The organism is Aeromonas sp. 601039 (assembly GCF_049174415.1).
In the GTDB taxonomy this organism is placed as follows: Bacteria; Pseudomonadota; Gammaproteobacteria; order Enterobacterales; family Aeromonadaceae; genus Aeromonas; species Aeromonas veronii_A.
The window spans coordinates 40,487-63,039 of record NZ_JAAKTL010000018.1; the positions used below are offsets into that span (position 1 = coordinate 40,487).

The 22,553-nt window shown below is 57.6% G+C and carries 21 protein-coding genes; 15 read left to right on the forward strand and 6 right to left on the reverse strand.

Going from position 1 to position 22,553, the window contains the following annotated elements; all coding sequences use genetic code 11:
- Window positions 1-2: 2 nt before the first annotated feature.
- From G5195_RS14995 to G5195_RS15005, 3 genes are all read left to right on the forward strand, one after another.
- Window positions 3-482 carry a cytochrome c-type biogenesis protein gene (locus tag G5195_RS14995; RefSeq protein WP_227341076.1) on the forward strand — a complete coding sequence of 160 codons (480 nt, stop codon included), beginning with the start codon at window positions 3-5 and terminating at the stop codon, window positions 480-482.
- Window positions 479-1,747 (forward strand): c-type cytochrome biogenesis protein CcmI, encoded by a 1,269-nt coding sequence (gene ccmI / locus G5195_RS15000; RefSeq protein ID WP_005344011.1) that lies wholly within the window; start codon window positions 479-481, stop codon window positions 1,745-1,747. The genes G5195_RS14995 and ccmI overlap by 4 nt, the downstream gene beginning before the upstream one ends.
- An 86-nt stretch (window positions 1,748-1,833) precedes the next feature.
- A complete protein-coding gene (locus tag G5195_RS15005) occupies window positions 1,834-2,646 on the forward strand; it encodes an MlaA family lipoprotein (protein ID WP_005344013.1) in 813 nt (270 codons plus the stop codon).
- Between the two features lie 113 nt (window positions 2,647-2,759).
- On the opposite strand, the gene sodB is transcribed toward G5195_RS15005, so the two are convergent.
- Complete coding sequence (gene sodB / locus G5195_RS15010) at window positions 2,760-3,344, reverse strand: superoxide dismutase [Fe] (protein ID WP_005344015.1); 585 nt, start codon at window positions 3,342-3,344, stop codon at window positions 2,760-2,762.
- Window positions 3,345-3,632: 288 nt separating this feature from the next.
- Between sodB and G5195_RS15015 the strand changes: the two genes are divergently transcribed.
- The 6 genes from G5195_RS15015 (at window position 3,633) to G5195_RS15040 (ending at window position 10,898) form a co-directional block, all read left to right on the forward strand.
- Window positions 3,633-3,977: a Grx4 family monothiol glutaredoxin gene (locus G5195_RS15015; RefSeq protein ID WP_421222796.1), complete on the forward strand. Its 345-nt coding sequence runs from the start codon at window positions 3,633-3,635 to the stop codon at window positions 3,975-3,977.
- Window positions 3,978-4,337: 360 nt separating this feature from the next.
- Complete coding sequence (tdcB, locus tag G5195_RS15020; RefSeq protein ID WP_421222798.1) at window positions 4,338-5,342, forward strand: bifunctional threonine ammonia-lyase/L-serine ammonia-lyase TdcB; 1,005 nt, start codon at window positions 4,338-4,340, stop codon at window positions 5,340-5,342.
- Between the two features lie 11 nt (window positions 5,343-5,353).
- Window positions 5,354-6,685, forward strand: coding sequence for a threonine/serine transporter TdcC (gene tdcC / locus G5195_RS15025; RefSeq protein WP_236344694.1), 1,332 nt, complete (start codon window positions 5,354-5,356; stop codon window positions 6,683-6,685).
- 206 nt (window positions 6,686-6,891) lie between these two features.
- On the forward strand, window positions 6,892-8,100 hold the full coding sequence (gene tdcD / locus G5195_RS15030) for a propionate kinase (RefSeq protein ID WP_421222800.1): 1,209 nt from the start codon (window positions 6,892-6,894) through the stop codon (window positions 8,098-8,100).
- A gap of 44 nt (window positions 8,101-8,144) precedes the next feature.
- Window positions 8,145-10,439: a formate C-acetyltransferase gene (pflB, locus tag G5195_RS15035; RefSeq protein ID WP_421222802.1), complete on the forward strand. Its 2,295-nt coding sequence runs from the start codon at window positions 8,145-8,147 to the stop codon at window positions 10,437-10,439.
- Between the two features lie 69 nt (window positions 10,440-10,508).
- Complete coding sequence (locus G5195_RS15040; protein ID WP_216979249.1) at window positions 10,509-10,898, forward strand: RidA family protein; 390 nt, start codon at window positions 10,509-10,511, stop codon at window positions 10,896-10,898.
- 106 nt (window positions 10,899-11,004) lie between these two features.
- On the opposite strand, the gene G5195_RS15045 is transcribed toward G5195_RS15040, so the two are convergent.
- Window positions 11,005-12,216: an RsmB/NOP family class I SAM-dependent RNA methyltransferase gene (locus G5195_RS15045; RefSeq protein WP_216979248.1), complete on the reverse strand. Its 1,212-nt coding sequence runs from the start codon at window positions 12,214-12,216 to the stop codon at window positions 11,005-11,007.
- 222 nt (window positions 12,217-12,438) lie between these two features.
- On the opposite strand from G5195_RS15045, the gene G5195_RS15050 reads away from it, so the two are divergent.
- The 6 genes from G5195_RS15050 to G5195_RS15075 all read left to right on the forward strand — a co-directional run bounded on the left by G5195_RS15050 (window position 12,439) and on the right by G5195_RS15075 (window position 18,418).
- The gene (locus G5195_RS15050) at window positions 12,439-14,454 is read left to right on the forward strand and encodes a reprolysin-like metallopeptidase (protein WP_421211549.1); all 2,016 of its coding nucleotides are present in this window, start codon (window positions 12,439-12,441) and stop codon (window positions 14,452-14,454) included.
- A complete protein-coding gene (locus G5195_RS15055) occupies window positions 14,451-14,774 on the forward strand; it encodes a hypothetical protein (protein WP_005344032.1) in 324 nt (107 codons plus the stop codon). The genes G5195_RS15050 and G5195_RS15055 overlap by 4 nt, the downstream gene beginning before the upstream one ends.
- 171 nt (window positions 14,775-14,945) lie before the next feature.
- Entirely contained in the window at window positions 14,946-15,584 is a 639-nt protein-coding gene (gene pdxH, locus G5195_RS15060; RefSeq protein WP_216979246.1) for a pyridoxamine 5'-phosphate oxidase, read from the forward strand.
- Between the two features lie 36 nt (window positions 15,585-15,620).
- Window positions 15,621-16,235, forward strand: coding sequence for a glutathione S-transferase family protein (locus G5195_RS15065; protein WP_216979245.1), 615 nt, complete (start codon window positions 15,621-15,623; stop codon window positions 16,233-16,235).
- Window positions 16,235-17,872, forward strand: coding sequence for a GNAT family N-acetyltransferase (locus tag G5195_RS15070; RefSeq protein ID WP_421222806.1), 1,638 nt, complete (start codon window positions 16,235-16,237; stop codon window positions 17,870-17,872). Before G5195_RS15065 ends, G5195_RS15070 begins: the two co-directional genes overlap by 1 nt.
- A 6-nt stretch (window positions 17,873-17,878) precedes the next feature.
- The gene (locus G5195_RS15075; protein WP_236303289.1) at window positions 17,879-18,418 is read left to right on the forward strand and encodes a GNAT family N-acetyltransferase; all 540 of its coding nucleotides are present in this window, start codon (window positions 17,879-17,881) and stop codon (window positions 18,416-18,418) included.
- Between the two features lie 109 nt (window positions 18,419-18,527).
- Here G5195_RS15075 and G5195_RS15080 read toward each other — a convergent pair whose 3' ends face one another.
- The 4 genes from G5195_RS15080 to hflD form a co-directional block, all read right to left on the reverse strand.
- A complete protein-coding gene (locus tag G5195_RS15080) occupies window positions 18,528-18,941 on the reverse strand; it encodes a hypothetical protein (RefSeq protein ID WP_421222808.1) in 414 nt (137 codons plus the stop codon).
- A 183-nt stretch (window positions 18,942-19,124) separates the two neighbouring features.
- Window positions 19,125-20,255, reverse strand: a complete 1,131-nt coding sequence (locus G5195_RS15085) for a cupin domain-containing protein (protein ID WP_005353621.1) — start codon at window positions 20,253-20,255, stop codon at window positions 19,125-19,127.
- A gap of 139 nt (window positions 20,256-20,394) precedes the next feature.
- A complete protein-coding gene (purB, locus tag G5195_RS15090) occupies window positions 20,395-21,765 on the reverse strand; it encodes an adenylosuccinate lyase (RefSeq protein ID WP_421172555.1) in 1,371 nt (456 codons plus the stop codon).
- A 129-nt stretch (window positions 21,766-21,894) separates the two neighbouring features.
- Entirely contained in the window at window positions 21,895-22,509 is a 615-nt protein-coding gene (gene hflD, locus G5195_RS15095) for a high frequency lysogenization protein HflD (RefSeq protein ID WP_005334622.1), read from the reverse strand.
- Window positions 22,510-22,553 lie beyond the last annotated feature (44 nt).

The window sequence follows — 22,553 nt, forward strand, 5'->3', positions numbered from 1 at the left end:
TGATGAGAGTATTTATTGCTTCCCTGCTGCTGTTGCTGGGATGGGTGGTACAAACGCCGGTCATGGCTGCTATCGATGTCTACACCTTCGACAACGACAATCAGGAGCAGGTCTTTCGCGAACTGACCAAAGAGCTGCGCTGCCCCAAGTGCCAGAACCAGGATATCGCCGATTCCAATGCGGGGCTGGCCAAGGACTTGCGTGACAAGACCTACCAGATGGTGCGCGAGGGTAAGGATAAAGAGGAGATCGTGGACTATATGGTTGCCCGCTATGGCAACTTTATCCTCTATAACCCGCCCCTGATGGCATCGACCCTGATCCTCTGGCTTGGCCCGCTGTTAGTGATCGTTATCGGCATCGGCGTGGTGGTGATACGTAGCCGACGCTCTGCGGCAACGTCAGAGCCTGTGGAAAGCACCCTGAGCGATGAAGAGCAGCGTCGCCTGGCCGAGCTGCTCAAAGAGGAAGAGAAACAATGACCGCCTTTTGGATTGTGATTGCGGCCCTGCTGGTGCTGGTGAGTCTGGCTCTGGTGTTACCGTTGTGGCGCAGTGAGGGGAACCAGAGCATCAGTCGTTCGGCGCTCAACAAACAGCTCTATCGTCAGCGCTTGCTGGAGATCGGCGAGGAGCGAGAACAGGGTGTGCTTGCCGAGGAGCCCGATTCGCTCATCGAGTTGCAGCGCAGCCTGCTGGATGATATTCCCGATGTGGAGCAGACCGCCCGCAGTGGCAAGAGTCTGAGCTGGATCCCGGGTGTTCTGGTGCTGGTGGTGGTGAGCCTGGGAATCTACTACAAGCTGGGTTCATGGCAGGAGGTGAGCCGCTGGCAAGACGCCAGCAGCCGTCTTGGCGAGCTCAGCAACCGAATACTGGTTGAGCGCGATGCCAAGGTAACCGAGCAGGATCTGCTCGACTTCACGCTGGCACTGCGTACCCGCCTCAAGGATGAACCGAACGACTATCGAGGCTGGTTGCTGTTGGGGCGCTTGGCACTGGATGGCAATGATCCCGAGATGGCCAACGATGCGCTGTCGCGTGCCTACAAGCTTGCTCCCCAGAAATCGCTGGTGGCGGTGCCCTATGCCCAAGCGCTGATGATGACGGGGGAGGAGGTGCAGGCCGATGCACTGCTGCGTGCAGCCATCGCGCAGGAGCCTGATAATATCGAGGCGCGCTCCGTCTATGCCTTTATGGCGCTGCAGAAAGAGGACTTCCAGACCGCCCTCGATCGCTGGCAGGCGATGTTGCCCTTGATGGAAAAAGGCTCTCCCCGTTATGTGATGGTTGAGCGCTCCATGGAGTATGCCCGCACGCAGCTCAAGCAGCGTGGCATAGAGGTGACGAATTCAGGCGCAGCCAAAACGGGAACAGAGCAGGTAAAGCAGTCTGACGTTAATGAGGGAGAGTTCCCCATCCACATCACGCTGGCTGCGGGCATCCAGATGCCGGAAGATGCTCATCTCTTCGTCTTTGCTGTAGTGCCCAACGGACCACCCATGCCCATCGCGGTGAAACGTATCGCTGGGCCAACCCTGCCTGTCACCCTTTCACTGGGGGATGGTGACGCCATGATGGAGGGCAGCAAGCTGGAAGCGTATCCAGAACTGCAGTTCAAGGCACGTCTTTCCCGCGGTGGCAATGTGATGAACAAGGAAGGAGCCTTCGAAGGGGTATCCGTTCCGGTCAAGACGGCCGAGATCCCTACTGCTCCGATTGACATCCGTATCGATCACGCCCTCTAATATGTCCTTTGAATAACCCGGCTCCTTGATAGGGGCCGGGTTATCTATACTTCTGATAAATCAAAATAAAACGTCAGGACAATCATATGTATCTTCGTTCAGGGGCCATACTGGCAGCCCTCTTGCTGGCTGGTTGTGCCGGTGGCCCGCCCAAGCCTGGCCCAGAGAGTCTGGATCTCAATCCCGGTATGAATCGTCCGGGCGCCACCAGTACGGCGGCCGACCCGCGTGATCCCTTCCAGGGAGCAAACCGGGCCATGTGGGCGGTCAATTATGATGTGCTGGAGCCCTATGTAGCACGTCCTGTGGTACATGCTTACGCTCGCTATATTCCGGTGGGGGTGAAGGATGGCATTGCCAACTTTGTTGCCAACTTTGATGAACCGAGCAGCATGGTGAACCACCTGATCACCGGCGACTTGAAAGGAGCGGGTACCAACCTGGGGCGTTTTACCATCAACACCACGGTCGGTCTGCTGGGTATCTTCGATGTGGCCAAACATGCCGGTCTCGAGCGCAACAAGCTGGAGATGGATACCGTACTTGGCAAGGCTGATATTGGTAATGGTGCTTACATCATGGTGCCTGTTTACGGTCCGACCACCACCCGGGAGCTGGTCGGTGACACCATTGATACCATCTATTTCCCCTATGCCTTGCTGACTATCCCGTTAAGGGTTACCCATTGGGTACTGGATGGTTTGGGTAATCGCGCCAAGCTGATCGATCAGGAGCGGATCATCGACAACTCCCTCGACCCCTATGCGCTAACCAAGGACTTCTATCTGCAGTACAGCCAAGGCAAGGTGACGGGCAAGCAGGCTGAGCTGAAAGCGTCTCAGCAAGAGCAGGCCGACGATGCCAATCTGGATGAATATATGGACGAGTTGGACCAGTAAGTGGGCCATCCCGATATGTAAAAAGGCGCCTGCGGGCGCCTCTTTCATTTCAGCTGCTATATAGAGATAAAAAAACGCCCCGCAGTGCGGGGCGTTTTGGCAAGCGAGGCTTATTAGGCAGCCAGATTCTTGGCCACAAATTCCCAGTTAACCAGAGCCCAGAAGGTTTCCATGTACTTCGGACGCAGGTTGCGGAAGTCGATGTAGTAGGCGTGTTCCCACAGGTCAACGGTCAGCAGCGGGGTGGTACCGGCTTCAGTCAGCGGGCAACCTGCGTTGGAGGTGTTAACGATAGCCAGAGAGCCGTCAGCTTTCTTCACCAGCCAGGTCCAGCTGGAGCCGAAGTTACCGATGGCTGATTTGGTGAAGGCATCCTTGAACTCGGCGAAGGAGCCGAATGCCTTGTTGATGGCATCAGCCAGGGCGCCAGTCGGCTCACCACCGCCATTCGGGGAGAGGCAGTGCCAGTAGAAGGTGTGGTTCCAGATCTGGGCTGCGTTGTTGAAGATGCCGCCGCTGGAGGTCTTGATGATCTCTTCCAGAGACTTGCCTTCAAACTCGGTACCCGGCACCAGATTGTTCAGGTTGACCACATAGGTGTTGTGGTGCTTGCCGTGGTGATATTCCAGAGTTTCCTGGGAGATGTGCGGTTCCAGAGCGTTGATTGCATAGGGCAGAGCGGGAAGTTCGAATGCCATTTTCTACTCTCCATTGGCTGGACCGTGCGAAGGCGACGGTTGCAAGACATTGCGTACTCTTTTCTATATCTGAAAAGAGTTGTTTTTAAAATGATGGGGCTGAGTAGCCCAAAGCCAAGGGATTGTAGCAGTATCAAAGATGGCCTAACAACTCTTGATTGGCGCCATGATCGCGATCAAGCCTGAGTAGGTTCTTTGCACAATTCGAGCCGAGTCACCCCTTTGTCAGTTTGTGCTCTGGCAAGATTGCAGTAGAATGGCCGCCGAAATCGCTCTAGTGAGGCACCTATGGAAACTATTGAAAAGATTAAGCAGCAGCTGGCTGACAACCCCATCATCCTCTATATGAAGGGATCCCCCAAGCTACCCAGCTGTGGCTTCTCTGCCCAGGCCTCCCAGGCACTGATGTCCTGCGGCGAGCCGTTTGCATATGTTGATATCCTGCAAAATCCGGATATCCGTGCTGAATTGCCGAAGTTTGCCAACTGGCCGACATTCCCGCAGTTGTGGGTTGAAGGTGAGCTGATCGGCGGCTGTGACATCATGATCGAGATGTTCCAGGCTGGCGAGTTGCAGAGTCTGATCAAAGAGACTGCTGCCAAGTACAAGAAAGATGGTGCAGCAGCCGAGTAATCGGTCCTGTGTTGTCGATAGGGAGCCACATCGGCTCCTTTTTTTATTATCCCGGTTCTGGCAGGCAAGAAACTGATCACCGGTTGCAAAAAGCAACGCGATTGCCCTGAAAAATCTAATCTTTGCCGCTTTGTTTTGGAGTTGTTAACCATATTGATTTTCCAATCTACGATTACTTTTTTTAATAATTTTGGATTCAAGTGTCGCTGTCATCACATTTTTTGATAATTTCACCGTTACGCAGTCTCTTTGTAGATTTTTTTGTGTTTATGCTCACATTAATTGCAAGTGATAGAACCTAGTATCGCTTCGCCCAGTGAAATAAAACCCTACAAATTAATAAATAAAAAGAGATTTGCGATGAAGATGTATAGCAATCTGCCCATTGGTCTTCATGATATTACCGAAGCCAAAAAAAGACTGACCAACCATATATACAAGACCGCGCAATTACCCTCTAACTATATCAGTGAACGTTGTCATGGCGAGGTTTACCTCAAGCTTGAAAACATGCAACGTACTGGCTCTTTTAAAATTCGCGGTGCTTTCAACAAACTCAGTTCATTAAGTCTGGAGGAGCGTCAAAAAGGTGTTGTCGCCTGCTCTGCCGGTAATCATGCGCAGGGGGTATCTTTGTCCAGTGCCATGCTGGGAATTGATGCCAAGGTGGTCATGCCTTGCTGCGCACCCAAATCAAAAATTGCTGCAACCAGCGATTATTCGGCGGAAGTTATTCTGCATGGCAATAGTTTCAATGACACTATTGCCAAAGTCAGCGAAATCGTGGAAATGGAAGGTCGCGTATTTATACCCCCTTTTGACGATGCAAAAGTGATTGCCGGCCAAGGAACCATTGGCCTGGAAATTATCGAAGATTTGTATGATGTCGATAACATCATAGTGCCGATTGGCGGCGGTGGTCTGATTGCCGGTGTTGCCATGGCCATCAAATCCATCAACCCGACTATCCGTGTGATTGGCGTGCAGTCGGAGAATGTTCACGGCATGGCGGCTTCATACTACGCAGGCTCCATTACCAATCATAGAACCAGTAGCACGCTGGCTGATGGCTGTGACGTGGCAAGACCCGGCACCCTGACCTATGAAATTGTCAAAGAGCTGGTCGATGACATTGTTCTGGTGACTGAAGATGATATTCGTCACAGCATGGTTGACCTGATTCAGCGCAACAAGGTGATTACCGAAGGGGCGGGAGCTCTGGCCTCGGCAGCACTGCTCAGCGGCAAACTCAAGCATTATGTCGAAGGCAAAAAGACCGTCAGCATTATTTCGGGTGGCAATATTGACCTGACCCGGATCGTCGAAATTATCGAACAGAACAATATCCGTCAATTTAGCCTGTAAGGAATACAGTCATGATCTTGGATAGTGTCGTTAGCAGCAGTAAAGAGAGTGTCAAAGCATGGCGTAAATCGGATACAACCTGGGGACTCGGTCTGTTTGGTACAGCGATCGGTGCAGGTGTTCTATTTTTCCCCATTCGGGCCGGATATGGTGGCCTGATACCAATATTAATCATGTTGGTGCTGGCTTACCCTATTGCATTTTATTGCCACAGAGCGTTGGCCAGATTATGTCTTTCCGGCAGTAACCCATCGGCAAATATTACCGAGACCGTTGAAGAGCATTTTGGCAAAATGGGCGGGGTGGTAATTACCTTCCTCTATTTCTTTGCCATCTGCCCACTGCTGTGGATATATGGTGTGACAATCACCAATACCTTCATGGCATTCTGGGAACATCAACTGCAAATGGCGCCGCTCAATCGGGGTGTTGTCGCCCTTGGGCTGCTGCTGTTGATGGCCTTCGTGATCTATTTCGGTAAGGATCTGATGGTTCGCGTAATGAGCTATCTGGTCTTTCCCTTTATTGCCAGTCTGATCGTTATTTCTCTCTCCCTCGTTCCTTACTGGAACAGTGCCGTCTTTGATCAGGTCAACCTGAGCGAGATATCCATGTTTGGTCACGACGGTATTCTGGTCACCGTCTGGCTGGGGATCTCCATCATGGTCTTCTCCTTCAACTTCTCGCCGATTGTCTCCTCTTTCATCGTTTCCAAACGGGAAGAGTATGAGCAGGAGTTCGGTCGCGATTTTACCGAGAAACGCTGCTCCAAAATCATCTCCGGTGCCAGCATGCTGATGGTTGCCGTGGTGATGTTCTTTGCCTTCAGCTGTCTCTTTACCTTGTCGCCGCAAAATATGGCGGACGCCAAGGCCCAGAACATTCCGGTGCTCTCCTATCTGGCCAACCACTTCTCCTCGATGACGGGCAGCAAGTCTGCATTTGCCACCACCCTGGAGTATGCGGCCTCCATCATTGCGCTGGTTGCCATCTTCAAATCCTTCTTCGGCCACTATCTGGGAACGTTGGAAGGGTTGAATGGCCTCATCCTCCGCTTTGGCTATCAGGGCGACAAAAGCAAGGTTTCCAGTAAAAAGCTGAACATGATCAGTATGTTGTTCATCATGGGCTCTACCTGGCTGGTTGCTTATGTCAATCCCAACATCCTCGACCTGATTGAGGCAATGGGGGCGCCGATCATCGCTTCCCTGCTCTGTCTGCTGCCGATGTATGCCGTCAACAAGACACCGGCACTGGCAAAATATAAAGGTCAGGCCAGCAACCTGTTTGTCACCATCATCGGTGTGCTGACCATCCTGAATATTGTTTCCAAGCTGTTCTGAAAACCTTTTCTGCAAGTCATCAGCCATTCAGACCCTGACCCCTTGGCGGGGTCTGCATGGCGTAGTCAGAAGCGCGCAATAACCGGTTCTTGGTTGGCCCAATTATTTGGGCCGAGGGCAAGGCTATCCGTTATTTGGCCACTAAACACAGTTGCAAAGATGCTCTGACTGCAGTGACTCGACAGCATAAATATCGAGGCGATGTAATGAAGTTTGATTCGTTGGTTCTGGTTATCAATTGCGGCTCTTCGTCGGTCAAATTCTCGGTACTGGATAGTAAAACCTGCGAGGTGGTGATCTCCGGGATGGCCGATGGTATTGAGACGGCCCATCCCCAATTGCAAGTGGGTAAAGCGCCCGCAATGTCATTACCTGAAAATAACCACACCTGTGCATTGGCTGCCATCGCGGCGGAATTGAAAAAACGGGATCTGCGTGATGCCATTGCACTGGTGGGTCATCGAATTGCTCATGGTGGGAGTGAATTTAGTGAAGCCGTGATCATTGATGAACATGTATTGGCCAAAATCAGGCAGGTCTCGCCACTGGCCCCGCTGCACAACCACGCCAATTTGAGCGGCGTGATGGCCGCCCGCCAGCTATTCCCCGACCAGCCCCAGATTGCGGTATTTGATACCGGTTTTCACCAGACCCTGAAGCCGGAAGCCTATATCTATGCGCTGCCTTATCAATATCTACAGGATTACGGCGTGCGCCGCTATGGCTTCCATGGCACCTCCCATCGCTATGTTGCCGAGCAGGCCTGCGTATTTATGGGGCTGGATGAGCAGTATGCCGGTCTGGTCATCGCCCATCTGGGCAATGGCGCTTCTATTTGTGCAGTGCAGGATGGCAAGAGCGTCGACACCTCGATGGGGATGACGCCGCTGGAGGGGCTGATCATGGGCAGCCGCAGCGGTGATATCGATTTTGGCGCGCTGGCCTATATCGCCAGCAAGACGGGGCAATCCATCGAGGATATCGAGCGGGTATTGAACAAGCAGTCCGGCCTGCTGGGTATTTCGGGGCTCTCCTCCGATATGCGGGTATTGGAAGCTGCCTACCACGAAGGACATCCCGGGGCGAAATTGGCCATTCACGCTTTTGTCCATCGTATTGCCCGCCATATCGGCGGCCATGCCACCTCATTGCGCCGGCTGGATGCCGTTATTTTCACCGGCGGTATTGGCGAAAACTCGGCCTTTATCAGAAAGCTGGTATGCGAACGACTTCAGGTATTTGGCGTAGCGATCAGCGAGCCGTTTAACCAGCGTCCCAATAGCGAGGGTTGTCGGATTATTTCGGCGGCAGAGTCCATGGTGCTGGCGGCGGTTATTCCCACCAATGAAGAGAAAATGATCGCGCTGGATGCCATTCGTCTGGGGCAGCAGGTTCGTCAGGCCGAGTGCGTCTGACATCTTCCACTGTAGTGTCATGAGTAGTGAATGAGGTTTATTTGATGAAAGTTGATATGCAATTGGATCAGGATAAATTCCGTCAGGCATGGCAAGGGTTTGCCGGTGAAAACTGGAAGCACGAGATCAACGTCCGTGATTTTATCCAGCAGAACTACACCCCCTATGAAGGTGACGAACAGTTTTTAGCAGATGCGACCGAAGCGACCACCACTTTATGGAACAAGGTGATGGAGGGGATCCGTATCGAGAATGCCACCCACGCACCGGTCGATTTTGATACCAATATTGCCACGACCATCACCGCCCACGGGCCGGGTTATATCGAGCAGGGGCTGGAAAAAATAGTTGGCCTGCAAACCGACAAGCCCCTTAAAAGAGCGCTGCACCCGTTTGGTGGCGTAAATATGATCCGCAGCTCTTTTGAAGCATATGGCAGGGAGATGGATCCCGAATTTGAATATACCTTCAGCGAATTGCGCAAAACCCACAATCAGGGGGTGTTCGACGTCTACTCTCCCGAGATGCTGCGCTGCCGAAAGTCAGGGGTATTGACCGGTTTGCCGGATGGTTACGGCCGCGGTCGCATTATCGGAGATTATCGTCGGGTCGCGCTTTACGGCATAGATTATCTAATCCGTGAGCGGGAACTGCAGTTTGCCGATCTGCAACCGGCTCTCGAGCGGGGAGAGCAGCTGGAGCAGGTGATCCGCCAGCGCGAAGAGCTGGCCGAGCACAAGCGGGCACTGGTGCAGATCAAGCAGATGGCGGCCAGCTACGGCTTTGACATATCCGGGCCGGCGCGCACTGCCCAGCAGGCGGTGCAGTGGCTCTACTTTGCCTATCTGGCGGCGGTGAAGTCGCAAAACGGTGGCGCCATGTCCCTCGGCCGTACCGCCACCTTCCTCGACATCTATATCGAGAGGGATCTGAAGGCGGGGCTCATCAGCGAGCAGGATGCCCAGGAGCTGGTCGATCATTTCATCATGAAGATCCGCATGGTGCGCTTCCTGCGTACTCCCGAGTTTGACTCCCTCTTCTCCGGCGATCCCATCTGGGCGACCGAGGTGATCGGCGGTATGGGGCTGGATGGCCGTACTCTGGTGACCAAGAACTCCTTCCGCTACCTCCACACCCTCAAGACCATGGGGCCGGCGCCCGAGCCCAACCTCACTATCCTCTGGGCGAAAGGGCTGCCGCGGGCCTTCAAGACCTATGCCGCCCGCGTCTCCATCGATACCTCATCCCTGCAGTATGAGAACGATGACTTGATGCGCACCGACTTCGAGAGCGATGATTACGCCATTGCCTGCTGCGTGAGCCCTATGGTGATCGGCAAGCAGATGCAGTTCTTCGGTGCCCGTGCCAACCTCGCCAAGACCCTGCTCTATTGCATCAACGGCGGGGTGGACGAGAAGCTGAAGATCCAGGTTGGTCCGAAAGTGGCGCCTATCATGGACGAGGAGCTGGATTACGACACTGTCATGGCCAGCCTCGACAGCTTTATGGATTGGCTGGCGGTGCAGTACATCAGCGCGCTCAACCTTATTCACTACATGCACGACAAGTACAGCTACGAGGCCTCGCTGATGGCGCTGCACGATCGCGATGTCTATCGCACCATGGCCTGCGGCATTGCCGGTCTGTCGGTAGCGGTCGATTCGCTGGCGGCCATCAAGTACGCCAGGGTCAAGCCGGTGCGCGATGCGGACGGGCTGGCAGTCGATTTCGTGATTGAGGGGGAGTATCCCCAGTACGGCAACAACGACGAGCGGGCCGACTCCATCGCCTGCGAGCTGGTCGAGCGCTTCATGAAGAAGATCCAGGCGCTGCCGACCTACCGCAATGCGGTGCCGACTCAGTCGATCCTGACCATCACTTCCAACGTGGTCTATGGCCAGAAGACCGGTAACACCCCGGATGGCCGCCGTGCCGGTGCGCCGTTTGCGCCGGGGGCCAACCCGATGCACGGTCGGGATCGCAAGGGGGCGGTCGCTTCGCTCGCCTCGGTAGCCAAACTGCCGTTCAAATATGCCAAGGACGGGATCTCCTACACCTTCTCCATCGTGCCGGGGGCGCTCGGCAAGGAGCCGGCTAATCGCGAGAACAATCTGGTGGGGTTGATGGATGGCTACTTCCACCATGAGCGGGATGTAGAAGGGGGTCAGCACCTCAACGTCAACGTGATGAATCGCGAGATGCTGCTGGATGCCATCGAGAATCCGGACCAGTACCCCAGCCTGACCATCCGGGTCTCCGGCTATGCGGTGCGCTTCAACGCCTTGACCCGCGAGCAGCAGCAGGACGTCATCTCCAGAACCTTCACCAACATGATCTAACTCTCATGCCCGGAGTGAGCCGGCTTGCTCCGGGCCTACTTTTTGTTTGTCAGCACGAGGAAGTAACAGATGCGACAGGTTATCAGTACCAAAGCGGCGCCTGGCGCCATCGGCCCCTATGTGCAGGCCACCCGGATTGGCAACATCCTCTATACCTCCGGTCAGATCCCGCTGGACCCGGTGAGCGGCGACATTGCGGAGGGGATCGAAGCGCAAACCCTGCGCTCCCTGCAAAACGTCAAGGCGATTGTCGAGGCGACAGGCGGCCAGGTGCGCAATATCTTCAAGACCACGGTGTTTGTCTCCGATCTGAACGACTTTGCCGCGGTCAACCGGGTCTACAACGACTTCTTCACCGAGCACGATGCCATGTATCCGGCGCGCTCCTGCGTGGAGGTGGCCCGCTTGCCCAAGGATGTGAAGATCGAGATAGAGGCGATTGCTGCGCTGGAGTCCTGACGCGGCGATCCTTATCAATAAAAAGAGCGGCAGCCCGAGGGCTGCCGCTCTTTTTTCATCGAACCCGCCGTGCGCGATAAGGGCGCAAGGAGCAGATCACGCTGGATCAGGCGATCCGTTCGATACGAGCCATGTAGAAGCCGTCGAAGCCGGTCTCGGCCGGGCTTACGGTGTGATCGTCACGCAGACGGAAGTTCTCGTTGGCAGCGAGGAACTTGTCCACCTGCTGACGGTTCTCCTGGGGCAGAATGGAGCAGGTTGCATAAACCAGCAGACCGCCCACCTTCACCATCTGGCTGTAGCGCTGCAGGATCTCTTCTTGCAGTGCGACCAGTACAGGCAGACGCTCGGCGGTATCACGCCACTTGGCATCCGGATTGCGTTTGAGTACGCCAAGACCGGAGCAGGGCACGTCCAGCAGTACGCGGTCGGCGCTCTCTTTGAGGCGCTTGACGGTCTTGCTGCTGGTGATGACCCGGGTCTCCACATTGTGGGCACCGGCGCGGCGGGCGCGTTGCTTGAGGTTCTCCAGCTTCCACTCTTCCACATCCATCGCCAGCAGGCGGCCTTTGCCCTGCATCATGGCGGCGATATGCAGAGTCTTGCCACCGGCACCGGCGCAGGCGTCAATGACACGCATACCCGGGGCAACTTCCAGAGCTGCCGCAACCAACTGAGAGCCAGCGTCCTGTTGTTCGAAGCAACCATCAGCAAAGGCCTTGGTGCGGAACAGGGCTGCGTCGGAAGTGACCTGCAGGGCCGTCTCCACACCTTCAACCGGAATAGTGGTGACCTGCTCTTTGGCCAGAATGGCCTGCAGCTCATCACGGGTGCACTTGAGGGTGTTGACCCGCAGGTAACGCTTGGGCATCCAGGCCAGGGCAGCACGCTCGGCAGGCCAGGCTTCACCCAGCTGTTCGTTGCCCAGTTTCTCCAGCCAGCTCGGGCAACCATCCATCAGCACCGGGTTCTTCTTCGCCTCGGTCAGACGGCGGCGGAAGGCCTCTTCGTTGAAGCGATCCAGCGTCGGGTTGTTGGGCTGGGCGATTTTGTGGAAGGCGTGCCAGCTGTGCAGCAGCGGCCAGACATTCTTCTCGGCCTGACGCACCTGAATACCTGTCAGAGCACAGTAGAGGCTCAGCCGACGCAACAGGTCGCCGGTGACCAGGGCAATCCTTGCCTGTTCTTGCGGTTTGAGTTCGATGCCTGAGAAGTGACGGGCATAGGCACGGTCGAGGGTAAGACCCTGACCGAGCACATCGTCAATAATGGCAACGACCAGATCCCCGAAACGGGGCAACAGTGGGGATTTGAGCATGAGATTAACCTTGGCCAGATAAAGATGAACTGCACCTTTGTGAAGAGGGGCTGTTCTAAAATTGACAAATCCGCGCAATGATAGGGGTTAGACGGGGTTGGCGCAACACTCCCACTCGGGAATGGTGGAAAGGGTTGCTTCAGCTTTGTATTGATGTGGCCGAATAAAAATAAAGTACAGGCCGCAATTCAGGCGATTGCATTAATACAAGGACTAAAAACAATGCATGTGACGAAATACTCTAGGGTGGCCTTGCTGGTTGCCAGCATGCTGGGCTCAACCAGCCTGATGGCCAGCGAATGGAGCACGGTTGCCGCCAGAGCAACAGCTGACGAGGGTTATGAGGTACGGGCTCATCAGTTCCGGGTCGCCAAGGTGCCGCTCGACTATTTTGCCGGGTTGCAAGCGGGGGCCAGCAAGCTGACCTTGCCACTGCCTGATGGGGGGGAGGTTACCTTTGCACTGGAAGCTTACAATGTACTGCCCGCAGACCTTGCAGCCAAGTATCCTCAGATCCGCACCTTCAAGGGGTACAACCCGGCTCATCCGGTTGATACTGGACGCTTCGATCTGGGGCCGCAAGGTTTTCATGCCATGTTCAGCCATCAGGGCAAGATGGTGTTTGTCGATCCGCTGCGCAATGCCGAGGGGTATGCAATTTACTACCAGCAGGATGCCTACAGCCGACTGGAAGAAGACGCCGACAAGGTGATCGGGGCTGACGCCAAAACGTTGGCTCGCAAGGTGCAAGTGGATGGTAATGTTCGCAAACGTTACACCATCGCTATCTCGGCCGCAGGTGAGTACACCCAATATCATGGCGGCTCCCAAGTGCTGGCCCTGGCGGCCATTACTACCCTGCTCAACCGGGTCAACGAGGTGTACCAGCGAGATGTGGGGGCCGAGTTCGTGCTGGCCAGCGGCAACGATTCTGTGATTTTTACCGATCCGGTAACAGACCCTTTCTACAACGGCGATAACCCTGACTACGTGAGCGGCGTGAGCAGCATCTATGAGGCTGATGACACCAGCAAGAACGTCCTGGTACAGGGAGAAGCCTTCGCCAATGGTGAGCTGGGCGCATTCGATATCGGGCATGTGGTCAATACCGGGGGAGGTGGCCTGGCCGGGCTCGGCGTGCTGTGCACCGCGGACAAGTCGGCCGGGATGACGGGCTCCGATAAGCCGGTGGGGGATGCCTTCTTTATCGACTACGTGGCTCACGAGATCGGCCACCAGTTCGGTGCCGACCACACCTTCAACGGCACCACTGGCAGTTGCGGCGGTGGCAATCGGGAGGCGGCACAAGCCTGGGAGCCGGGCAGCGGTACTTCTATCATGGCCTATGCCGGGATCTGCGGGGACGAGAACATCCAGCCCCACAGCGATCCCTATTTTCACAGCAAATCTATCGAGCAGATGCGGGCGCACATGGCGACCGTGCCGGCCTGTGGCACCACCCTGAATCTCGTCAACAACACGCCCCAGGCGGTGGCCGGAGCCAGCCATATCATTCCCGCCAACACGCCATTCGTGCTCAAGGGGGCCGGCGCCGATTTGGACAAGGATCCCCTGACCTACACTTGGGAGCAGATTGATCTGGGCGACCCGTCCAGCAGTGCTCTTGACATGATCGATGACGGCTCCCGTCCGTTGTTCCGCTTCGTGTCGCCGACCGGCTCGCCGGAGCGGATTTTGCCGAGCTTGCCATCCCTGCTCTCGGGCTCGCTCGCCAAGGGCGAGGCATGGCCCACCACTAACCGGGATCTCAACTTCCGATTGACGGTGCGTGACGGCAAGGGCGGTGTCGCCAGCGACGACATGAAGGTCCAGGTGATCAACACTGGCAGTGCCTTCCGATTGACCGCCCCGATTGGGGTGGCATTGACGCCGGGGGCAAGCCTGGCTGTCAGCTGGGATGTGGCCGGCACCACGCTGGCGCCGATCAGCTGCAGCAAGGTAGACCTGTTCATCACCCAAAACGAGGGAACCAGCTGGAGCAATCTGGCGGTCAGCCAGCCCAACAGCGGCGCCGCCACTGTCACCCTGCCGGCGGATCTGGCCAGCTCTGCCCGCCTGAAGGTGGCCTGCAGCGACAACATCTTCTTCGCGATCAGTCCCTCCAAGCTGCCGGTTGTCCAAAGCGGCGGCAGTTCGGGCGGTAGCGGCGGCGGTGGTGCCCTCGGTCTCTGGACTCTGGCGCTGGCCCTGCTGGGTTGGCAACGGAGGCGCGGATGAGGGTTGGCTGGCTGATGCTGGTGTCCCTGCTTGGCGGCTGTCAGGCCGACGCCGATACTCTGGAGCAGGCGGTCAGCGCCAGCCTGGCAAAGCAGGATTACCGGTTGATCGTGCGGGCCGGGCGCGGCGAGGTGGCGCCCGGCATCGCGCCGGAGCAGCAGGCCTCGGCCAAGGCGCGCTGCGGTGTGCGCTACCTCGACGGTCTGGGGGATGTCATCAAGCCCGGACAGGAAGAGGCCCAGGCCAAGCTGGCGGCCTATGCGGCCGATTACAACCGGCGCATGCTGGCGCATTGTCCTGCTGTCGCTGGCAGGCAATAAGCCTGCGCGTACCAAGATCGTGCGAAGGGTATATCAAGGAGGGAGGCGTGAGCCTCCCTCTTTTTTTGCAGCAGCCATTTGCTGGTCACAAGGCTTGTACCCATGGCGTGCTCGTCGCACAATGCCAGCACGCATGGCCGCATGGGCGGCAAAGAGAGAAGGAAAATCAAGATGATGGATGTTGCTGATCTGCGTCGGGAGTATACCCGTGGCGGGCTGCACCGGGCCGATCTGCCGGCCGAGCCGCTGGCGCTTTTCGAGAAGTGGTTGGCACAGGCTTGTGAGGCCAAACTGACCGATCCCACCGCCATGGTGGTGGCGACCGTCGATGCCGATGGTCAGCCCTGGCAGCGTACCGTGCTGCTCAAGCACTACGATGCCCAGGGGATGGTCTTTTACACCAACATGGGCAGCCGCAAGGCGCAGCAGCTGGAAGGCAATCCCCGTATCAGCCTGCTCTTTCCCTGGCATACGCTGGACAGACAGGTGCATGTGACCGGTCGGGTGGAGAAGATGAGCACCTTCGAGGTGATGAAGTATTTCCACAGCCGTCCCAAGGATAGCCAGATTGCCGCCTGGGTCTCCAAGCAGTCGACCCGCATTTCGGCGCGCGGTGTGCTGGAGGCCAAATTCCTCGAGCTCAAGCAGAAGTTTGCCAATGGCGAAGTGCCGCTGCCGAGCTTCTGGGGCGGTTTTCGGGTGCGGATCGACACGGTCGAATTCTGGCAGGGGGGTGAGCATCGCCTGCACGATCGTTTCTACTACACCCGCGATGGGGATGGCTGGCATATCGAGCGTCTGGCTCCCTGAGTGCGCTGTTCAAATCTGTTTTCACAAGGAGTGTGTATGCGTCTGTATGGTGATCTGCGTTCCGGCAACTGTTACAAGGTGTGGCTGCTGGCCCGCTGGCTGGAGCTGCCCCTTGAGTGGGTAGAGGTCGATATTCAGGCGGGGGATACCCGTACCCCTGCATTTTTGGCCATGAACCCCAACGGCAAGATCCCGGTGCTGGAGATGGGTCAGGGCGATACGCTGGCGGAATCCAATGCCATCCTCTTCTATCTGGCGCAAGGTAGCACCTTGTGGCCAACCGATCCGCGCCAGCAGGCCGAGGTGCTCAAATGGATGTTCTTCGAGCAATACAGCCACGAGCCATACATCGCGGTGGCCCGCTTCATCGTTCACTATCTCGGCCGACCCGAGTCGCAGGAGGCGCGTCTCGACGGGCTGAAAGCCGGTGGCGAGAAGGCGCTGGCGGTGATGGAGCAACAGCTGAAACAGAGCCCCTACCTGTGTGGTGATGCGCCGACCATCGCCGATATCGCCCTTTATGCCTACACCCATGTGGCAGAGGAGGGGATCTTCTCTCTGCAGGGGTGGCCCGCTATCCGTAGCTGGATCGCCCGTATTGAAGCCCATCCCCGTCACCTGACGCTGCCCGCGGCCTGTCAGGCCAGCTGATGGAACTGCTGATCGAGGCCAGTCTGTGGCAACCGCAGTGGGCTGCGCTGTTGCCGCACTGGCAGCAGCAGGGTCATCGCTGGCAGCTGCTACTGGGCAAAGAGGCGGCCGCCGTCCTCGATCAAACCGATGCTCCCTGGGCGAGCAGTCCTCCTGACGGGGTGCTCTGCCCGGGGGCCCTGCTGGCTACTTGGCTCGATGGGGATCTGCTGGCGGATTTTCATGTTGATCCCAGCCGCCAGATCCTGATCAGTGCCTCTACCTCCCTATTGACCCTCGCCAGGGAGCAGGGACTGCTCACCCTTGGCCCTGTGGGGGCCGATCTGCCGCTCACCCCCGAGGCCGATTTGGGCGCCGTGCTCAATCGCCTGCTGGCGCGCCGCGTGACGGTGCCGACCCTGGCTGAGGGGCATCCGCTATCAGGTGTCGTATTGCGACCGCTGCAGGCCGACGATGAACGCGAGATAGTGCGCTACTGCAGCGACGAGGCGCTGGCGCGCTACACCCTCAATATTCCTCACCCCTATCCGCCGGAGGGGGCCCGCGACTGGCTGGCGCTCAGCTGGCGCAAAGCGGCGCTTGGCCTTGGCTGGAGCTGGGCCATCACCTTGCCAGAGGAGCAAGGGGTGGCGCTGGTTGGAGTGATCTCCTTGCAATGGAATGGCGAGCTCGCCTGGTGGGTGGGCGTGCCCTGGCAAAATCGCGGTCTGGCGACCCGGGCCGCTGGTTTGGTCAAGGGGTTCGCCTTTGACCAACTGCAACTGCCTGCGCTGACGGCTCGCCATATGCTAGACAATTTAGCCTCCGGCCGGGTGATGGCAAAACTGGGGATGCACTATCGCGGGCGGCGCCATATCAGCGGTCGTCAGCCGTGCGAGGTGAGCTACTGGCGACTGGATCGCGCTCCCTCCTTGCCCAATCCCTTGCCCGAGGAAATTTCCCGCTGGCTGGCAGATGAGCGGATCGCCGTGGTGATCCTGTGGGATCCCGCAACGACCAATCGGCAGAGTACCAACGGCAAGCTGGCCATTTCGCTCTTTGTGGATGAGAGGGGCGCGGAGGAGCCCTGCTCTCTGCACTGCCCGCCGCATCTTGAGCGGTTGCTGGCGATGCACTGTTACCCCATCGATCTGCTGGAGCAGGCCGAACCGGAGCAGTTGTCCCATCTTGGCGGCGTCTTGCTGAAAGACAGGGATGAACAGGGGCTGGCATGGCTACTGCAACTGGCCGCGCTGCAGCGTCAAGGGCCCGACCTGCTCAGCCGCGAGGAGCGCGCATCACGGCTCCACTGGTTCAACCAATTGATGGCGCAGTCGCTGGGCGGCAACGGTGACTCGTCTCAGATACGCTATCAGCAGTTACGGCTGCTGGTGGAGCTGCCGGAGCTGGTCGATGAGCTGGATGGCTGTTGGCATCAAACGCCCGAACTGACCTTTGATCGGTTGGCGCGGGAGGATCCCGCCCTTTGGCTGGCCTACCGCGAGGCGATGAACAGGGTCACCCCGGCTACGCTAACCGCCTTGCAGCAGCAGTTTGCCGCTCGTTTTCCTGAGTGCACCCTCCCATTTTTGGACAAAGGTACTCAGAATGACCAGCCGTTGTGTGGAATAATGCCCGCTCTGCTGTACGAGGAGTAATACCTGATGTTGAGAACCGAGCGCCCCGGTGACATGCTGCCGGTCTATGAGCTGCTGAGTGCCGCCTTCGGTCGTGCCGATGAGGCCGAACTGGTCAACCGCTTGCGCGAATGTGGTGCTGCCGTGGTGACCATGGTCGAAGAGGAAGAGTACGAGTTCATGGGGCACCTGATGCTAAGCCCGATCACCATTAACGGCATGGAAGGTCCCTGGCTTGGTCTGGCGCCGGTCGCGGTTCATCCCGACTGGCAAGGTCAGGGGATTGGCTCGGATCTTATCCGTGAAGGGCTTGATACGGCGCTCGAGATGGACTGGAAAGGGGTGGTTGTACTCGGGGATCCGGCCTATTACAGCCGTTTCGGTTTCCGCCCGGCCAGCGAGTTTGGCCTCCACTGCATCTATGAGGTGCCTGCCGACTGCTTTATGGCGATGGAGCTGCAGGAGCGCGGTTTTGCGGGTGTGCAGGGTGAGGTGCTCTATCACCCCCTGTTTGATGAACTTCCCGACGAGCTGCCGGACGCGCAGGCAGAAGAGTCCCATTTCTAGCGAGAAGTTGCAGCGACAAGCCATAGCGACAAGCCATAGCGAAAAAGCCCTTATTGAGGGCTTTTTCATCTTGTATTGATCCCTGCCGGGCTTATTCGAGCAAATTGGCTCAGGCAATAATATCGAGCTGGGTGCCCTTGCGATTATCTTCGCCCACCATGTCACCCATCTGCTGGGCGAGCGGGCTCTGCTGGAATTGCATGTAGTCGCTCAGATTCTGCTGGCGCTGGTAGCGATTCGCAGCCTGATACATATCAGCCGTGCTCGGGCCCGACTTGCTGTCGGTCTCCTGACCGCTGGCCTCCAGGTAGCGCTCCACCACGGCTTTATCTTGCTGGTTAGCCGTATAAGAGACCGCCAGGGTTCTGCGAACCGTTGCTTTCTCTTCGCTCTGTGCCTGCAATTCATCCTTCTTGGTCAGTGCTTCGTTACGGGCCTGATTGACCTGCTCGGGTGTGACAGCGGGAGAGGAGGGGGATTTGCCGTAATCGGGCAGCGGCATGGGCCGGGAGGTGATTTGCATGGTGGCGCTTCTCTTGTGAACAGGGACGGACGCATGATACCCATCCATGTTAGCTCAATAAATGACCACCTGTCGGTTCATCAAGAGTAGGTTCAGCTTCGCGCATCGATTGCTAATTGAATCGCCTCTGAGTGACAAAAAAGGCGTCATAAGGCGCCTTTTTATCCTTCGCTTACCGCCGGATCAGTTGAAGAACCAGTAACCACGGTTGACCAGACGGGTCAGCAGTTGCAGGAAGCCAGCCTGATCGGCCAGCTCCACCATGTCGGCCTGAGTGATGATGTCTTTGTCACACAAGAGCGAAATGGCGGCCGCGTCTTCGCTCTGCAGCGTCCAGGCTTCGCCGTCGATGAAGCACTGCTGGCTCTCGCCGCTAAACCAGACGGTGCGCAGACCCGGCACCTTGATGGCAGGCTCGCCCTGGGTCAGCAGGTCGGCTACCTCCTCGGCACTGTAGTCTGGCTCCACCGGATTGACGTCCAGATCGTGCTTGGCCTCGGAGATCATGGTGCCGAACCACTCCTTGAACAGGGTCTCGTCATCAAGGGCCTGCTGCATCAGCTCGCGCAGACGGTGCAGTTCGTGGGGCTGGATCTCGCCGTGACGGGCGCGGGGCTTGAGATCGGCATCGCCGTAACGCTCGGTACGCACCTCGTTGTCGATCAGGTGATCGGCAAAGGAGGAGATAAGCGCTTTGGCATCCGGCGCGCGGAAACCCACCGAGAAGTTCATGGAGGGCTCGATGGCGTAGCCTTCGTGGGGGAATCCTGGCGGAATGTAGAGGATGTCACCCGGCTCCATGATGACGTCGATGATCGCCTCGAACGGTTCGCAGTGCAGCAGGGCGGCGTGGGCGGCGAACTCGTTGAGCGGCTTGGCATCGCCGACTCGCCAGTGGCGCTTGCCCAGACCCTGGGTGATGAACACATCGTAGTTGTCGATGTGGGGGCCGACACCCGCATGGGGGGTGGAGAAGCTCACCATCACATCGTCAAAGCGCCAGCCCGGGATGAACTGGAACGGCACCGCCAGCTCGTTCACCTCGGGGGCCCAGTGGTTGCAGGCCTGTACCAGAATGGTCCAGTTCTCTTCGCCCAGATGGTCATAGGATTCGAAGGGACCGTGGGCCGCATCCCACTTGCCGTCGAAACGGGTGACGAGGCGGGACTCTACCACCTCTTCCATGGCCAGACCCGCCAGCTCGTCCGGGCTGATGGGATCCTGAAAGTCCTTGAAGCCACCCTTGATAAGGAGCGGGCGCTTCTGCCAGTAGTGCTCAAGGAAGTGAGCGATATCCAGATTGAGTTCGTACATGCTGTTTCTCGTGTCTCGCAAAGAGGTTTTGCCCAAGGCAGGCTTGGGAAAAGCCACTCGGGATCCTGCCGTGGCAGGGAAAATAACAGGGGCCCTGTGGCGTATCGTGCACAGGGCCCCTTCGTCACTGCCGGTTGGCTTACTTCAGCAGATCGACCAAACGCTGGGCGTCACCGATGTAGTTGGCCGGGGTCAGCTTCTTCAGCTCAACCTTGACAGCTTCCGGCAACTCCAGGGTGTCGATAAAGGTACGCATCCCTTCGGCATCGACGCGGCGACCACGGGTCAGCTCCTTGAGCTTCTCGTAGGGCTTCTCGATACCGTAGCGGCGCATCACGGTCTGGATCGGCTCGGCCAGCACTTCCCAGTTGGCATCCAGATCGGCGGCCATGGCGGCGTCGTTGGCTTCCAGCTTGGAGATACCCTTGAGGGTCGCCTGATAGGCAATCAGGGAGTAACCCACCGCCACACCCAGGTTGCGCAGTACGGTCGAGTCGGTCAGATCACGCTGCCAGCGGGAGATGGGCAGCTTGCTCGCCAGATGCTGGAACACGGCGTTGGCCAGACCCAGATTGCCTTCGGAGTTCTCGAAGTCGATGGGGTTGACCTTGTGCGGCATGGTGGAGGAACCGATTTCCCCCGCGATGGTGCGCTGCTTGAAGTGACCCAGGGAGATGTAACCCCACACATCCCGGTCGAAGTCGATCAGGATGGTGTTGAAGCGGGCCATGGCGTCGAACAGCTCGGCGATATAGTCGTGCGGCTCGATCTGGGTGGTGTAGGGGTTCCAGGTCAGACCCAGGGAGGTAACAAACTCCTCGGAGAACTGGTGCCAGTCCACATCCGGGTAGGCGCTGAGGTGTGCGTTGTAGTTGCCTACCGCACCGTTGATCTTGCCGAGGATCTCCACTGCCATGATCTGCTTGAACTGGCGCTCCAGCCGGTAGGCGACGTTGGCCATCTCCTTGCCCATGGTGCTCGGGGTGGCCGGCTGACCGTGGGTGCGGGAGAGCAGCGGCATGTCACGGTACTCGTGAGCCAGACGCTTGAGCTCGCTGATCAGCTTTTCGCAATAAGGCTTGATGACCTCTTCGCGGGCGGTTTTCAGCATCAGACCGTGGGAGTTGTTGTTGATGTCTTCCGAGGTGCAGGCGAAGTGGATGAACTCGCTGACAGCCGCCAGCTCCGGGTTCACTTCAACCTTCTCTTTGAGGAAGTACTCCACCGCTTTCACATCATGGTTGGTGGTGCGCTCGATCTGTTTGATGCGGGCGGCGTCACTCTCGTTGAAGTTGCTGACGATGCCGTCGAGCAGGGTGTTGGCGGCCGCGCTCAGGGCAGGGACTTCCGGGATCCCGGCGTGGCTGGCCAGTTTTTGCAACCAGCGCACCTCGACTTCGACGCGAAAACGCAGCAGGCCGAATTCGGAGAAGATAGGGCGCAGGGCATCGGCCTTGTCGCCATAACGACCGTCAATCGGGGAAACAGCAGTCAGCGCGGACAGCTCCATGGGGTGAACTCCTGATGATTTGTGTGGGGGATCCGTATCCACTCGCGCGTGGGGCTGAGTCGTTGTCAGGGCGGATGTGCGGCTGTTCACCCTGATGTTGACCTCGCTTGCCCGCGCGCGAGCCGATGATTAGTAACGCTTGGCCAGTTCCACCATCTTCTTGCGAGCGAAGATGATCTGGGTGCGGCTGCCACCGAGCTGACGCCACAGCACGCAGGCACGAATGCCCGCCAGCAGCAGGGCGCGCACCTTGTGCTGCACCAGCGGCTGTTGCAGGAACAGCGGGGTACCCGCCACCTGGATGCGCGGCCCGATGGGGCTGATAAGATCGCTGTAGATGCTCGCCATGTTGGCCAAAATCTGCTCGTCGAGCAGATCGAAGTGCTGTTGCTGGCGGCCAATCTGGCTGATCCGCTCACCCAGCATATTGAGAATGTCCTTGCGCTTGGCCAGCTTGCGCTCCAGCGCAATCAGGCTTACCACGTAGCGGGTCAGCTCGGCATTCTTCTGGCTGCCGTCGGCACCCAGCTGCTCGACCAGCGCACGGTAGCCGTCGCGAATGGCCAGATGGGTGTTGTTGAACACCTCGAGCGGCTGGCTCGGGTTGGTCACCAGAATGCTGGAGAGGCTCTCGCGCAGGGCGGCCTCGTCACAGCTGCCGTCTCGGGCCACCTTCTGCACCAGATACGCGGCCTGGCAGATGCCGGCAAAGGCCATTGTTCTGTCTTGGAATTTATCGCTCATATCTTCACAGCCCTGTTCTGTTCATTCACCGGCCGATGCCATGA